Below are 12,574 nucleotides of genomic sequence, written 5' to 3' on the forward strand. Positions count from 1 at the left end.
ACGGCTCCGCGCCCGTCCGGCGCGGCCGGGAGAACGTCAACTCTCCCGGCCGCGCCGGTCCTTCGTCGTACCCGGGGACGGGCCGGCCGTGCCGGGCGGCCGGGCGGACAGTGGTCCCGCCCGGGGGCCCTGATCAGAGGCCCACCGGCCCCGGGCCGCTGGGTCCAACGGCCCTAGGGCGCACGGGTGGCGCGTTCCGATCATGGATCGCCATCCATCCGCAGAAGTTTCGAAGGAGTGCGTCCTTGAGCGCCATCGAGGCACAGGGCGACAGCGCGCCGCCGCCGTCCGCCGCCCGACCGGGACAGGCACGGGTCAAACGACCCGGCTCGTCCGTGGTCAGGCTGCTGACGACCACAGACCACAAGACGATCGGCACCATGTACCTGGTGTCGTCGTTCGGGTTCTTCCTGATCGGGGGCATCCTCGCCCTGGTCATGCGCGCCGAACTCGCCCGGCCGGGGACGCAGATCCTCTCCAACGAGCAGTTCAACCAGGCGTTCACCATGCACGGTTCGGTGATGCTGCTGCTCTTCGCCATGCCCCTGTTCACCGGCTTCGCCAACTGGATCATGCCGCTCCAGATCGGCGCCCCCGACGTCGCCTTCCCGCGCCTGAACATGCTGGCCTACTGGCTGTTCATGTTCGGCTCGCTGATCGCCGCCGCCGGCTTCGCGACGCCGCAGGGCGCCGCCGACTTCGGCTGGTTCCTCTACGCGCCGCTGTCCGACGCGATCCACTCGCCCGGCGTCGGCGCCGACATGTGGATCATGGGCGTGACGCTCTCCGGTTTCGGCTCCATCCTCGGCGCGGTCAACTTCATCACCACGATCATCTGCATGCGGGCCCCCGGCCTGACCATGTTCCGGATGTCCATCTTCTGCTGGAACGTGCTGCTCACCTCGGTCCTGGTGCTGCTGGTCTTCCCGGTGCTGGCCGCCGCGCTGCTGGCCCTGGAGTGCGACCGCAAGTTCGGCTCGCACGTCTTCGACCCGGCCAACGGCGGGGCGATGCTCTGGCAACACCTGTTCTGGTTCTTCGGCCATCCCGAGGTGTACATCCTGGCGCTACCGTTCTTCGGCATCGTCTCCGAGGTCATCCCCGTGTTCAGCCGCAAGCCGATGTTCGGCTACGGCGGCCTGATCGCGGCGACCGTCGCCATCGCCGGCCTCTCGGTCACGGTGTGGGCGCACCACATGTACGTCACCGGACAAGTGCTGCTGCCGTTCTTCTCGTTCATGACCTTCCTGATCGCGGTGCCCACCGGCGTGAAGTTCTTCAACTGGGTCGGCACCATGTGGAAGGGCTCACTGAGTTTCGAGACACCGATGCTGTGGACGGTCGGCTTCCTGGTCACCTTCCTCTTCGGCGGCCTGACCGGCGTGCTGCTGGCCGCCCCGCCGCTGGACTTCCACGTCTCCGACTCCTACTTCGTCGTCGCGCACTTCCACTACACGCTGTTCGGCACCGTGGTGTACGCGATGTTCGCCGGCTTCCACTTCTGGTGGCCCAAGATGACCGGCAAGATGCTCGACGAGCGGCTCGGCCGGATCTGCTTCTGGACGCTCACCATCGGCTTCCACACCACCTTCCTGGTGCAGCACTGGCTCGGCGCCGAGGGCATGCCCCGCCGCTACGCCGACTACCTGGCCTCCGACGGCTTCACCACGCTCAACACGGTGTCCACCATCGGCTCCTTCCTGCTCGGCCTGTCGATCCTGCCGTTCCTCTACAACGTCTGGAAGACCGCCAAGTACGGCGAGAAGGTCACCTCCGACGACCCGTGGGGCTGGGGCCGCTCCCTGGAGTGGGCCACCTCCTGCCCGCCGCCGCGGCACAACTTCACCAAGCTGCCGCGGATCCGCACCGAGTCCCCGGCGTTCGACCTGCACCACCCCGAGATCGCCGCCCGCGACTACCTGGAGCACAGCGGCGAGCGCGCCAAGCACCTGGCCGGGGTCATCCCGGCCGAGTACGACGTGCCCAGGCCGCGCCGCGCCCGCGCGCTCGACGGCGGCGCCGCCTCCGGCCGGCCGGACGACGCCGGCTGACGATGCCGGCTGACGACGCCCGTTGACGACCGCCGGCTGACGACCGCCGGTCACGGGCCCTGACGGCCCGGCCCCACCAACGCCGCTCCCGCCCGCGCGTCGCCCCGGGCGGGCGGGAGCGGCCCCCCTCCGAACCGCCCGAGACCTGAGGAGTGCACGGCACCGTGTCCCACATCGTCCTGGCCATCGGCACCGCCGCGATCACCGCGTCCGGCTGCGTCTGGTACCTGCCCGCCATCGCCGACCTCCAGGCCGGCGAGGACCGCCCCCGCTCGGCCCGCACGGCCGCGGCCGCCTGCGTGACCTGGTGGGCCTGCCTGGCCCTGGCCGGCGGCCTGCTGCTGGCCGTCCCCGCCTGGCAGCCCGCCGCCCAGATCGCGCTCGCCGGCCTGGTCGCCGGCGTCCTGCTGCGGATCCGCGCCCACCTCCAGAGCCGGACCGAACAGCGCGAGGACACCGTGCGCTGGGCCCTGCTCGACCCGAACCCCGCGCCCCTCCCGGTGCGCCCCTCGCCGCGGGCCCTGCTCGGCTGGCTGCTCGTCGGCCTGGCCGTCGCCTCGCTCGGCGCCGCCTCCATCCTGCTCTCCGGCGGCGGCCCGCTCGCCCCGCGCCTGGCCGCCGCCGCCGGCAGCGCCGTCGCGGTCTCCACCGCCTTCCTGCTCATCGGTCTCGGCAACGCCCGCCGGCACCGCATCTGACCGACCGTCACCGTTCTTCCGCAGGACCCTTGCTGAGCCGAGGCCGGGCCGGATATCAATCAGGCGACCCGGGGCGCCGCCCCGGCCCGCCGAGAGGAGCGTCCGATGACCGCCACCGCCACGCCGAGCGATGTGCTCCGGCAGTTCGTCCAGCTGATGGGCGAGGGCCCCGACGAGGCGGTGGCCGACCTGGTCACCGCCGACGCCGCCTTCGAACTGCCCTACCTGCTCCCCGGAGTGCCCCCGCAGCGGCCCGGCCGGGAGGCCTTCGTGGAACACCTGCGGCGCGGCGCGGTGATGCAGCGCTTCGACGCGGTGGACCGGGTCAGCGTGCACGGCACCAGCGACCCCGAACTCGCCGTCGCCGAGTACCGGCTGCACGGCGAGGTGCTGGCCACCGGCAAGCGCTTCAGCCTCGACATGGTGGTGTTCGCGCGCGTGAGCGGCGGGCTGATCACCTGGTCGCGCACCTACTCCAACCCGCTGGACAGCGCGGTCGCCTTCGGCGCCGTCGAGCGGGTGCTCTCCTCCCTCACGGAGAACGCGCAGGCGTAGGAAGCCTCCGGCGTGACCCGGATCTGGCCGGAATGGGGCCGTTCGACCCTGGGCGCGGCCCCGTCGGTACGGCATGATGCGATGGACCCGGTGTGTGGTGTGCCGGGCGAGGAGAAGGTGGAGCCACGACATGGCGAGCGAGACGACCGGGACCGGAGCACCGGCACCGGTCCGGGTGTTCCTGCTGGACGACCACGAGGTGGTGCGCCGCGGCGTGCACGACCTGCTGGACGGCGAGCCCGACCTGGAGGTGGTCGGCGAGGCCGGCACCGCCGAGCAGGCGCTGGTGCGCATCCCCGCGCTGCGCCCGGACGTCGCCGTCCTGGACGTGCGCCTCGGTGACGGCGACGGCGTGGCCGTCTGCCGCGAACTGCGCTCCCGGATGCCCGACCTGGCCTGCCTGATGCTCACCTCCTTCGACGACGAGGAGGCGCTGCTGGACGCCGTGATGGCGGGCGCCGCCGGCTACGTGCTCAAGCAGATCAGCGGCACCGACCTGATCGCCGCCGTGCGCACCGTCGCCTCCGGGCGTTCGATGCTCGACCCCGGCGCCGCGACCCGCCTGCTCAACCGGCTGCGCAGCGAGGCCGAGCCGGCGCAGCCGGCCGGCGGCGGCCCGGAGCTGACCGCGCGCGAGCAGGAGGTGCTCGCGCTGATCGGCGAGGGGCTGACCAACCGGCAGATCGGCGAGCGGCTCTTCCTCGCCGAGAAGACGGTGAAGAACCACGTCTCCCGGCTGCTCGCCAAGCTCGGTGTCGAGCGGCGGGTGCAGGCGGCGCTGATCGCCACCGAGCTGCGCCAGTCGGCCGCCGCCGACCGCTCGGCCCACCACCCGCGCGTCCTCGGCCACGGCCCGCGCGGCTGACGCCGCAGGCCCCCGTACCCGGCCCCGGTCGCCCGCCCGCCTGCGGTGACCGGGGCCGTCGGCCGTCCGGGCCCGGACGGCCCCCTTCCCGCCGTCTCCCGGTGCGGTCGTGCGCCGACTCGGCCGGGCGCCGGGCCCGGGACGTTCGCCGGGGTCCGCCATGGGCCGGGCGGGACTCTCGGCGGGACCATCGGCCCTCGTCCCGTCCCGGCCCCAGGGGCGACCATCGCTGGTATGAACGCCGATCCTGAAGCCGCGTCCGTGCAGGTCGAGCCACGGGTCCGGCCGCAGCACCGCCACACGCGGGAACTCGACGAGACCCGGGCGCTGGAGCTGCTGGGCCGCACCGGGGTGGGCCGCGTGGTCTACACCGTGGGCGCCCTGCCCGCCGTCCTCCCCATCCGCTTCCGGCTGGACGCGCTCGGTGGCGTCCTGCTCTCCACGGCGGCCGAATCCGAACTGGCGCGGGCCGTGGCCGGCGCGGTGATCGCCTTCGAGGCCGACGAGGTCGACGACACCGACGGCACCGGCTGGTGCGTCACCGTCCTCGGCCGCGCCGAACTGCGCCACCCGTCCCAGGCACCCGGTAGCCGGGTGGAGATCCGGATAGCCCCCGAACTGGTCGTCGGACGCCACCTGGCACCCGACGCCTGCTGAGCCCCCCTTCGCGGCAGCCGGGCGTACGACGGCCCGGCTGCCGCGCGGGTCACACGCCGAGCGGGGCCTGCCAGACCAGCCGGGTGCCGCCGCCGTCGGCCGGGAGCAGCTCGAAGCTCCCGCCCGCCCGGTCGGCGCGTTCGGCGAGGTTGCGCAGGCCGCTGCGGCGCCCGCCGGAGGGCACGCCCACGCCGTCGTCGGTCACGGTGAGCGTCACGTTCCCGCCGGCCGCGCGCAGCGCCACCTCGACGCGGCTCGCCCTGGCGTGCCGCGCCGCGTTGCTGAGCGCCTCGCCGAGTACGGCCATCACGTGCTCGGCCAGCTCCTGCGGCACGTCGGTGTCCAGCAGGCCCTCCATGCTGAGCCGGGGCGCGAAGCCGAGGGTGGCCTGCGCCTCGCCGACGACCCGGGTGGCGCGGGCGCGCAGGCCGCGGTCCGGCTCGCTGTGGGCGCGCAGGCCGAAGATGGTCGAGCGGATGATCTTGATGGTCTCGTCCAGGTCGGCGACCGCCCGGCTCACCCGGTCGGCCGCGCTCTGGCTCTCGATCAGCCGGCCCGCGCTCTGCAGCGTCATACCGGTGGCGAACAGCCGCTGGATGGCCAGGTCGTGCAGATCGCGGGCGATCCGGTCGCGGTCCTCCAGGAGGGTCAGCTGCTCGGCGTCCCGCCGCCGCTCGGCCAGCTCCAGGGCCAGCGCGGCCTGGTCGGCGAAGCCCAGCAGCGGGCCCGTCTCCTCGGCCGTGAACGGCGGGCGACCGCTCTCCCGGGCCAGCAGCAGCACACCGCGCCCGAACCCCTCGCCGGTGGCCAGCGGCACCGCGACCGCCGGTCCCAGCCCCGTGAACCGCCCGGGCGGACCGGCCGGGAACCGCTCGTCGCCCTCCAGCTCGTCACTGGTCACCGGCGAGCCCGAGGCGTACGCGGCGCCGGAGAGCGTGCCGTCCACCGGCACCGTCACCCCGAGCCGGGCCTCCGACCGCCCGCCGAGCGCCACCTCCACGGTCAGCTCGGCGGCCCGCTCGCCCGGATCGGACAGCACCACGGACACATCGGCCAGCTCGGCACCGGCGATCTCCCGCGCCCGGCGCGCGATCAGCTCCACGACCTCCAGCCGCGGCGCGCCCGACAGCAGGCTGCGGGTGATCTCGGCGCTCGCCCGCAGCCACCGGTGCTGGCGCTGTGCCTCCTCGTACAGCCGGGCGTTGTCGATCGCGACCCCCGCGGCGACCGCCAGCGTCGAGATGACCGCCTCGTCGTCCGCGTCGAAGTCCAGGCCACCGCGCTTGTCGGTCAGGTAGAGGTTGCCGAACACCTCGCCGCGCACCCGCACCGGCACTCCCAGGAAGGTGTGCATCGGGGGGTGGTTCGGCGGGAAGCCCACCGAGGCCGGGTGCTCGGAGAGCACCGGGCAGCGCAGCGGCTGCGGGTCGCGGATCAGCTCGCCGAGGATGCCCTGGCCGGTCGGCGGCGGGCCGATCGCGTCGATCTCCTCCTGGCCGAGCCCGACGGTCAGGAACTGCGAGAGCGAGTAGCCGTCCGCGCCGATCACGCCGAGCGCCGCGTAGCGGGCGTCGACCAGGTCGGCGGCGGCCTCGACGATGCGGTGCAGGGCCTGGGAGAGGTCCAGCTCGCGGCCGACCGCCAGCACCGCCTCCAGCAGGCTGTGCACCCGGTCACGGGTGCCGCGCGCCGCGTCGATCCGCCACTGGAGCTCCTCCAGCAGCTCGTCCAGCCGCAGCTGCGGAAGCCGTGGCCCGCCGGGGGCGGCGTTCCCGACCCGGGCGCGCGGGGCGGCGGCCGGGGTCGCCGTGTTCGGGGTCGCCGTGCTCGGGGCCGTCGCGGACGGGGCCGGCGTGGCCGGGGCCGCTCCGGTGTGGGCGGGGCAGCCGGGCGGCGGGGTGCCGTCCGCCTGTCCGCGCTGGTCTCCGTCGGTGTCCGCCCGCGTGTTCTCCGCGCCGCCCACCGGCGTCCTCCTAGTGGTTCCGTGCTGCTGGTCCGGCCCGAGCTCGGTCGTCCGACCGGTCGGATTGTCGGATTCACGTTAGTGCCGCAGGCATGTGCGCGGAACGCCGGGGTCGGTCATGAACGCGCCGGACAGGGTGCAATCGGCCACTCGCGCGCCCTTCGCACGCCGGATGCGCCACCCCCGCGGACGACTCGGCGGTTCGCGGGACCTACGGCCCCCACCCGAGGGGCCCTGCGGCCTCTGGCCGCCCGAGCGCCGTGGGACCAGGGTGGTGTCAGGGGCCGACGGCGCGTCAGCGCACACCGGCCGCCCCCACCGGCAGCCACCCGAGGCCCGCCCCGTACCGGCGGACCCGCAGCGGAAGGAAACCTCCCATGACGCCCGCAGTCCTGGCCGGAGTCGACGGATCGCCCGAGAGCACCGCCGCCGCCCACTGGGCCGCCGAGGAGGCACTGCGGCGCGGGGTCCCGCTGCGGCTGCTGCACGCCTGGCCGTGGCTCACCGACGGCCGCGCCGCCTTCGCCGGTCCCGAGGAGCTGCCGGTCGCCGCCCAGCGGATGCTGGCCGCCGCCGCCGAGGACGTCCAGAGCCGGTACCCCGACCTGACCGTCCGGACCGATGTGGTGCTGGACGCCGCCGTGGACGGCATGGTCGCCGCCGCTGAGGACGCCGGTCTGCTGGTGCTTGGCTCGCGCGGCCTGGGCGGCTTCACCGGGCTGCTGGTCGGCTCGGTGAGCATGGCGGTCGCCGGGCGCGCGGCCGTGCCCGTGGTGGTCGTCCGGCCGACGGAAGCGGGCGCCGGGCCGGCGGACGAGCGGGAGGTTCCGGAGGTGCTGGTCGGCGTCGACGCCACCGCGCCCGACGACGCGGTGCTCGACTTCGCCTTCCACGAGGCCGCCCTGCGCGGCGCCCGGATCCGCGCCGTCCACGGCTGGGACCTGCCGCCCGCCTTCGCGGTCGTCGGCTTCCTGCCGTCCGGTGTGGAGATGGCCCAGCTCCAGGCGGCGGAGGAGAAGTCGCTGGCCGCGGCCCTCGCCGCCCACCGCGAGCGCCACCCCGACACCGAGGTCGTCGAGCACGTCCGCCTCGGCGCCGCCCGCACCCTGGTCGAGGACTCCGCCGGCGCCGCCCTGGTCGTGGTCGGCCGCCGTCGCCGCCCGCACGACCTCGGCCCCCGCCTGGGCCGCATCGCCCACGCCGTCCTCCACCACGCCCAGGCCCCGGTGGCGGTCGTCCCGCACGACTGACCGGGTCCCGCCGCGTCGGGGGTGCGGTGACGCCTCCCGGAGTGGTGGTGGCGGTCGTCCCGCACGGCCGGCCGGGCCCTCGCGCCCGCTCGTCCCCGGCTGCGCCCGCCCGGCTGGCGGGTGGCCGGGATCCGCCGTACCGGGGGCGTGCTCGTGATGCTCCCGCGCACGCTGGTACGGCTGCGCCGGGTGGACCGGCCGTGGACCGGCCGTGGACCGGCTTCTCACCGAGGGTGGCCGCGCCGCCTGGCCGAGGTGCCGCACAACACGGGCCGGGGGCGGCCCAGGCCGCCCGGCGGGGGCGGGACCGATCGCCCGTGGCATCCGGGCCGTTGGACCCTGTCGCCGGCCGCGGGCCCGGCGCACCCTCGGGAGTACCAGGAGTACCGGGAGTCGCGGCCGTGCCGGGCGGGGACCGGCGCCGGGCGTCGAGGCAAGGAGAGGATCACCATGTCCCAGTCAGCCCTCACACCGGCCGACCTGCGGCTGCTCGCCGCCGCCGGCGGTGCGGCGCCCTCGCTGCACAACAGCCAGCCCTGGCGGTTCCGCCCGACCCAGGACGGGGGCGGGGTGGAGGTGCTCGCCGACCCGGACCGGTCCGTGCCGCTGGCGGACGCCAACGGTGCCGCGCTGCACATCGCGGCGGGCGCCGCCCTGTTCAACCTCCGGGTCGCGGCGGCCCGGTTGGGGCGGGAGGGCTCCGTCCGGCTGCTCCCCGACCCGGCCGACCCGCACCTGCTCGCCGTCCTCGACCTCGCGGGCCCCGCCGCCGCGCCCCTGCCCCCGGCGCCCGGCCCGTTCGGACGGGACCTCTACCCGGCGATCGCCGCGCGCCGTTCCAGCCGCCGGCCGTTCACCAATCGCGACGTCCCCGAGGCGGTCGCCGCGGAGCTGATCGCGGCCGCGCGGGACGAGGGCGTGGCGCTCGCGGTGCTGGAGGAGGAGGGTGTGCGCCGGGTCCTGGAGGTGACCACCGAGGCCGAGGACCGGATCGCCCACGACCCCGCCCGGCAGGTCGAGACCCGCTCCTGGCTGCGGCCGGACGGGGGCGAGGCCTCCGACGGTCTGCCGTACGCCGTGCTCGGGCCGCAGGACCACGACGCCCGGGTGCCGATGCGCGAGTTCGCCGGGCGCCCGCCGTTCCACGAGGGCCCGCCGCAGCCGTCCCAGCGCTTCGAGGCGCTGCCCCAGCTGTGCACGCTCCTGACCACCGGCGACGGCCCGGCCGACTGGCTGCGCACCGGTCAGGCGCTGGAGCGGGTCTGGCTGCTGGTGACCGTGCACGGGCTGCGGCTGACGGTGCTGCACCAGGCGGTCGAGTGGCCCGATCTGCGCTGGCGCCTGCGTGACCCCGCCGAGGGGCCCGGTCACGTCCAGTTGGTGCTGCGGGTGGGCTACGGCCCGCCCGGTGCCGCCACTCCGCGCCGGCCGCTGGAGGACGTCCTGGACCTGTCGGCGCCCCCCGGACCGGCCGGACCCTGAGGAGCCGGGGAGAGCACGACGCGAGTGACGCTGCGTGACCTCGCGGTGCCCGTGCGCGGCCCGGGGACCGTTCGGGTGGCGGGCTCCGCCCGGGGCGGTGATGGTGAGTCCTTGGGGGCCACCGCACGCCCCGGGCAGCCGGGGCGGCACCGCACGGGAGAGACCGCAGATGCCTGATGTGACCGCTGAGCACTACCAGCCCGGTACGCCGTGCTGGGTCGATCTGATGGCCCCTGACCAGCAGGCCGCCATCGACTTCTACAAGGACCTGTTCGGCTGGCAGGGCGAGATCGGCCCGCCCGAGACCGGCGGGTACGCGATGTGCACCCTGAACGGCAAGGCGGTGGCCGGGATCATGGCGGCCCAGCCGATGAAGGAGGGGGACCCGACCCCGCCCACGGTGTGGACCACCTACCTGGCCAGTGCCGACGCGGACGCCACCCAGGCCGCGATCACGGCGGCCGGGGGCACGGTGATGTTCCCGGTGATGGACGTGCTGACCGTCGGCCGGATGCTGGTGGCGGCGGACCCGACCGGCGCGGTCTTCGGCGTCTGGCAGCCCGTCGACTTCTACGGCGCCCAGGTGGTCAACGAGCCCGGCGCGCTGACCTGGAACGAACTGCACACCTCGGACATCCCCGGGGCCGCTCGCTTCTACCAGCCGGCCCTGGGCCTCGGCTCCGCCCCGATGGAGGGCATGGACGACTACTACGTGCTCAGCGTCGGCGACCGCCCGGTCGGCGGCATGACCACCCTGGAGGGCGCTCCGCCCGGGGTGCCCTCGCACTGGCTCACCTACTTCGCGGTGGACGACACCGACAGCACGGTGGACGCGCTGGTGAAGGCGAAGGGCACCGTGCTCGTCCCGCCGTTCGACCACGCCGCGGGCCGGATCGCCATCGTCCAGGACCCGCAGGGCGCCGTCTTCGCGGTGATCAAGGCCGCGGGGTAGCCCGTCCGGCGGCCCGTGGAGGGCCGGCGCCGATGGCGCCACGGCGCAGCAGCAGCGTGCTCCGGGCGGTCGCGGCAGGGCCCCGCGACCACCCGGAGCACGTCGGTGCTAGGAGATCCGGGCCCAGGCGCTCCAGCTGCCGTCCGGGGCGTGGGTCCGCGCCCAGAGGCGGCCGTCGGTGCCCGTGGCGGCGATCTGGAACCGGCCGAGGCCGGTGTCGGAGGCGACGATGCCGACGCCGCCGATCAGGTTGCCGCCCAGGGACGTCCAGGCGCCCTTCTTGCCGGACGCGCTGCTCGACCGGGTCCACACGGCGTGGTCGGTGCCGATGACGAACACCTGCCGGCGGCCGTCCCGGTAGGCGTACTCCACGATGCCGGGCGAGCCGTACACGCCGCCGCAGAGGTACTCCCCGCCCCACGACGGGCTGATGCAGTGCATCGGCTCCACCGCCGCCGCGGCGTGCGCCGCGGTCGCGGCACCGGGGGCCGCCGTCAGCGCGGCACCGGCGAGAACGGCGGCGGCCACCGCCGTCTTGATCTTCTTCACGGACACTCCTCGGTCGGTCCTGACCGGGGCCGCCCGCCGACCGGGCGGCCCCTCCGTTGAGGACACGGGCGCCCGGCGTCGGCGGGTTCAGCCGGAAGCGGGTCAGGAACCCATGGCGGCGAGGCCCTTGATGTCCTGGTAGCTCATGCCCAGCTTGTTGTAGAGCCGGACCTGCTCCTCGGTCAGGGCGCCGCCGGCGGTCAGCTCCTTCAGCTGGGCGTCGGTGAGCGGCGCGGCCGTGCCGCCCGAGCCGGCGCCGCCGGAGCCGGCCGTGCCGGAGCCGGTCAGACCGCCGGTGATCTCGCCGAGCAGGCCGGCGAGGTCCTCCGAGCCGATCGTGGCGGCGTCGGCGGGCGCCTGGACCGCCGGGGCGTCCTTGCCGAAGGCGATCCGCACCGGCAGCGGGGTGCCGGTGCCCGCCTTCTCGGCCAGCTGGGCGAGGTCGAAGGTCACGGCGGACAGCGCGCCCCCGTCGAGGAGGACGTCCAGGGACAGGTTGCGGTCCGGCACGTCCTTCGGGGCGGTCTTCGGCAGCTTGCCCAGGTTCGGGATGTCCTTGGTGAGCGGCTCGAAGGCCTTCAGCAGGTCGTCCGTCAGCTTGCGGGCCGGGGCGGTCACGGTGATCCGCTCCTTGCCGTCCTGCTTCCCCTTGTCCTCGAAGGACAGGTCGTGGTTGAGGATGTCCTTCAGCGAGGCGGTCAGGCCTTCGGTGGCCTTGGGGTCGAGCGTCGGGGCGGGGGAGGCCCCGTTCCCGCCCGCGCCGCCGGAGCCGCCGGTCTGCTTGAGGTCCTTCGTCTCGAAGGCGACCCACTTGCCCTTCAGCGCGCCCTGGAGGGGGCCGGGCAGGTCCTTGGTCAGCTCCTCGGCCCCGGCGGGGTCCTCGCCGACGAGACGTGCGAAGCCGGCCAGGTCCGCCCGGGCGAAGGCCCGGTCGCCGACCTGGCGCAGCTCGAACAGCAACGCGCCGCCCTTGCCGGTGAGCGCGACGGAGGAGGAGAGCGACCTGTCGGCCGCCGGCGTGTCGCCGTTGGCGCCCTTGGACGGCTGGATGTCCTTCAGCGGCTTGTCCGCGCTGAGTGCGACGGACAGGCGGACGGCGGCGAGCGCGGCGGCGCTCTCCTTGTCGATCTTCTCGCCGGTGGCCGCTCCGAACGCCTCGATCTGGTCGGCGGTGGCGTCGACCGACAGCTCGGCGCTGAAGGACGTGCTCCGGCCGAGCTTGTCGAAGGCGGTCGACACCTTGTCGGCGGCGCTGAGCTGCTGCACGGTGCCGCACGCGGCGAGCCCGGTGGCGAGGACGGTGCTGCAGGCGGCCGCGACCAGCGTGGTGCGGGCGGACCGGCGTATCACGGTGTTGATGAGGTGCTCCTGTGTGCGGCGGGTACGGCAGTGCGTCCGCGTACGGCCCGACGACGACATGACGGCATGACGGCACGACGACATGACGGCAGACCTGTGGCGCGGACGGCACAGGACCCTCGGTTCGGGCGCCGGTTCCCTGGCGCCTTCCTCAGGACGGGTACAAACTATCCGACCCGGCCGACAGTCCGTC

At 74.8% G+C, this 12,574-nt stretch carries 11 protein-coding genes; 8 read left to right on the top strand and 3 right to left on the bottom strand.

The window, feature by feature from the left end:
* The first annotated feature begins 380 nt into the window (after positions 1-380).
* The 5 genes from ctaD to ACFVUH_RS12310 all read left to right on the top strand — a co-directional run bounded on the left by ctaD (position 381) and on the right by ACFVUH_RS12310 (position 4,826).
* The gene (gene ctaD / locus ACFVUH_RS12290; RefSeq protein ID WP_387913170.1) at positions 381-2,051 is read left to right on the top strand and encodes a cytochrome c oxidase subunit I; all 1,671 of its coding nucleotides are present in this window, start codon (positions 381-383) and stop codon (positions 2,049-2,051) included.
* 164 nt (positions 2,052-2,215) lie between these two features.
* Positions 2,216-2,749 carry a hypothetical protein gene (locus ACFVUH_RS12295; RefSeq protein ID WP_355371756.1) on the top strand — a complete coding sequence of 178 codons (534 nt, stop codon included), beginning with the start codon at positions 2,216-2,218 and terminating at the stop codon, positions 2,747-2,749.
* A gap of 105 nt (positions 2,750-2,854) precedes the next feature.
* Positions 2,855-3,304 (top strand): nuclear transport factor 2 family protein, encoded by a 450-nt coding sequence (locus tag ACFVUH_RS12300; RefSeq protein ID WP_387912828.1) that lies wholly within the window; start codon positions 2,855-2,857, stop codon positions 3,302-3,304.
* Positions 3,305-3,434: 130 nt separating this feature from the next.
* The gene (locus ACFVUH_RS12305; protein ID WP_355371762.1) at positions 3,435-4,169 is read left to right on the top strand and encodes a response regulator transcription factor; all 735 of its coding nucleotides are present in this window, start codon (positions 3,435-3,437) and stop codon (positions 4,167-4,169) included.
* Between the two features lie 234 nt (positions 4,170-4,403).
* Entirely contained in the window at positions 4,404-4,826 is a 423-nt protein-coding gene (locus ACFVUH_RS12310) for a pyridoxamine 5'-phosphate oxidase family protein (RefSeq protein WP_387912830.1), read from the top strand.
* Between the two features lie 49 nt (positions 4,827-4,875).
* On the opposite strand, the gene ACFVUH_RS12315 is transcribed toward ACFVUH_RS12310, so the two are convergent.
* Positions 4,876-6,564: a GAF domain-containing protein gene (locus tag ACFVUH_RS12315; protein WP_387913172.1), complete on the bottom strand. Its 1,689-nt coding sequence runs from the start codon at positions 6,562-6,564 to the stop codon at positions 4,876-4,878.
* A 602-nt stretch (positions 6,565-7,166) separates the two neighbouring features.
* Between ACFVUH_RS12315 and ACFVUH_RS12320 the strand changes: the two genes are divergently transcribed.
* From ACFVUH_RS12320 to ACFVUH_RS12330, 3 genes are all read left to right on the top strand, one after another.
* Complete coding sequence (locus ACFVUH_RS12320; protein WP_387912831.1) at positions 7,167-8,039, top strand: universal stress protein; 873 nt, start codon at positions 7,167-7,169, stop codon at positions 8,037-8,039.
* Between the two features lie 450 nt (positions 8,040-8,489).
* Positions 8,490-9,521: an Acg family FMN-binding oxidoreductase gene (locus ACFVUH_RS12325; protein WP_387912833.1), complete on the top strand. Its 1,032-nt coding sequence runs from the start codon at positions 8,490-8,492 to the stop codon at positions 9,519-9,521.
* 169 nt (positions 9,522-9,690) lie between these two features.
* Entirely contained in the window at positions 9,691-10,473 is a 783-nt protein-coding gene (locus ACFVUH_RS12330; protein WP_355371772.1) for a VOC family protein, read from the top strand.
* Positions 10,474-10,581: 108 nt separating this feature from the next.
* Here the strand turns inward: ACFVUH_RS12330 and ACFVUH_RS12335 are convergent, their stop codons facing one another.
* Both ACFVUH_RS12335 and ACFVUH_RS12340 read right to left on the bottom strand, forming a co-directional pair.
* The gene (locus ACFVUH_RS12335; protein WP_387912835.1) at positions 10,582-11,022 is read right to left on the bottom strand and encodes a hypothetical protein; all 441 of its coding nucleotides are present in this window, start codon (positions 11,020-11,022) and stop codon (positions 10,582-10,584) included.
* Between the two features lie 102 nt (positions 11,023-11,124).
* Positions 11,125-12,372 (bottom strand): hypothetical protein, encoded by a 1,248-nt coding sequence (locus ACFVUH_RS12340; protein WP_387912836.1) that lies wholly within the window; start codon positions 12,370-12,372, stop codon positions 11,125-11,127.
* Positions 12,373-12,574: the final 202 nt, after the last annotated feature.

The organism is Kitasatospora sp. NPDC058032, from assembly GCF_042885845.1.
GTDB lineage: Bacteria > Actinomycetota > Actinomycetes > Streptomycetales > Streptomycetaceae > Kitasatospora.

Excerpts from the sequence above, each read along its gene's own strand:
- ctaD (WP_387913170.1), top strand. The coding sequence starts at position 381 with ATGTACCTGGTGTCGTCGTTCGGGTTCTTCCTGATCGGGGGCATCCTC.
- ACFVUH_RS12300 (WP_387912828.1), top strand. The coding sequence starts at position 2,855 with ATGACCGCCACCGCCACGCCGAGCGATGTGCTCCGGCAGTTCGTCCAG.
- ACFVUH_RS12305 (WP_355371762.1), top strand. The coding sequence starts at position 3,435 with ATGGCGAGCGAGACGACCGGGACCGGAGCACCGGCACCGGTCCGGGTG.
- ACFVUH_RS12310 (WP_387912830.1), top strand. The coding sequence starts at position 4,404 with ATGAACGCCGATCCTGAAGCCGCGTCCGTGCAGGTCGAGCCACGGGTC.
- ACFVUH_RS12320 (WP_387912831.1), top strand. The coding sequence starts at position 7,167 with ATGACGCCCGCAGTCCTGGCCGGAGTCGACGGATCGCCCGAGAGCACC.
- ACFVUH_RS12325 (WP_387912833.1), top strand. The coding sequence starts at position 8,490 with ATGTCCCAGTCAGCCCTCACACCGGCCGACCTGCGGCTGCTCGCCGCC.
- ACFVUH_RS12330 (WP_355371772.1), top strand. The coding sequence starts at position 9,691 with ATGCCTGATGTGACCGCTGAGCACTACCAGCCCGGTACGCCGTGCTGG.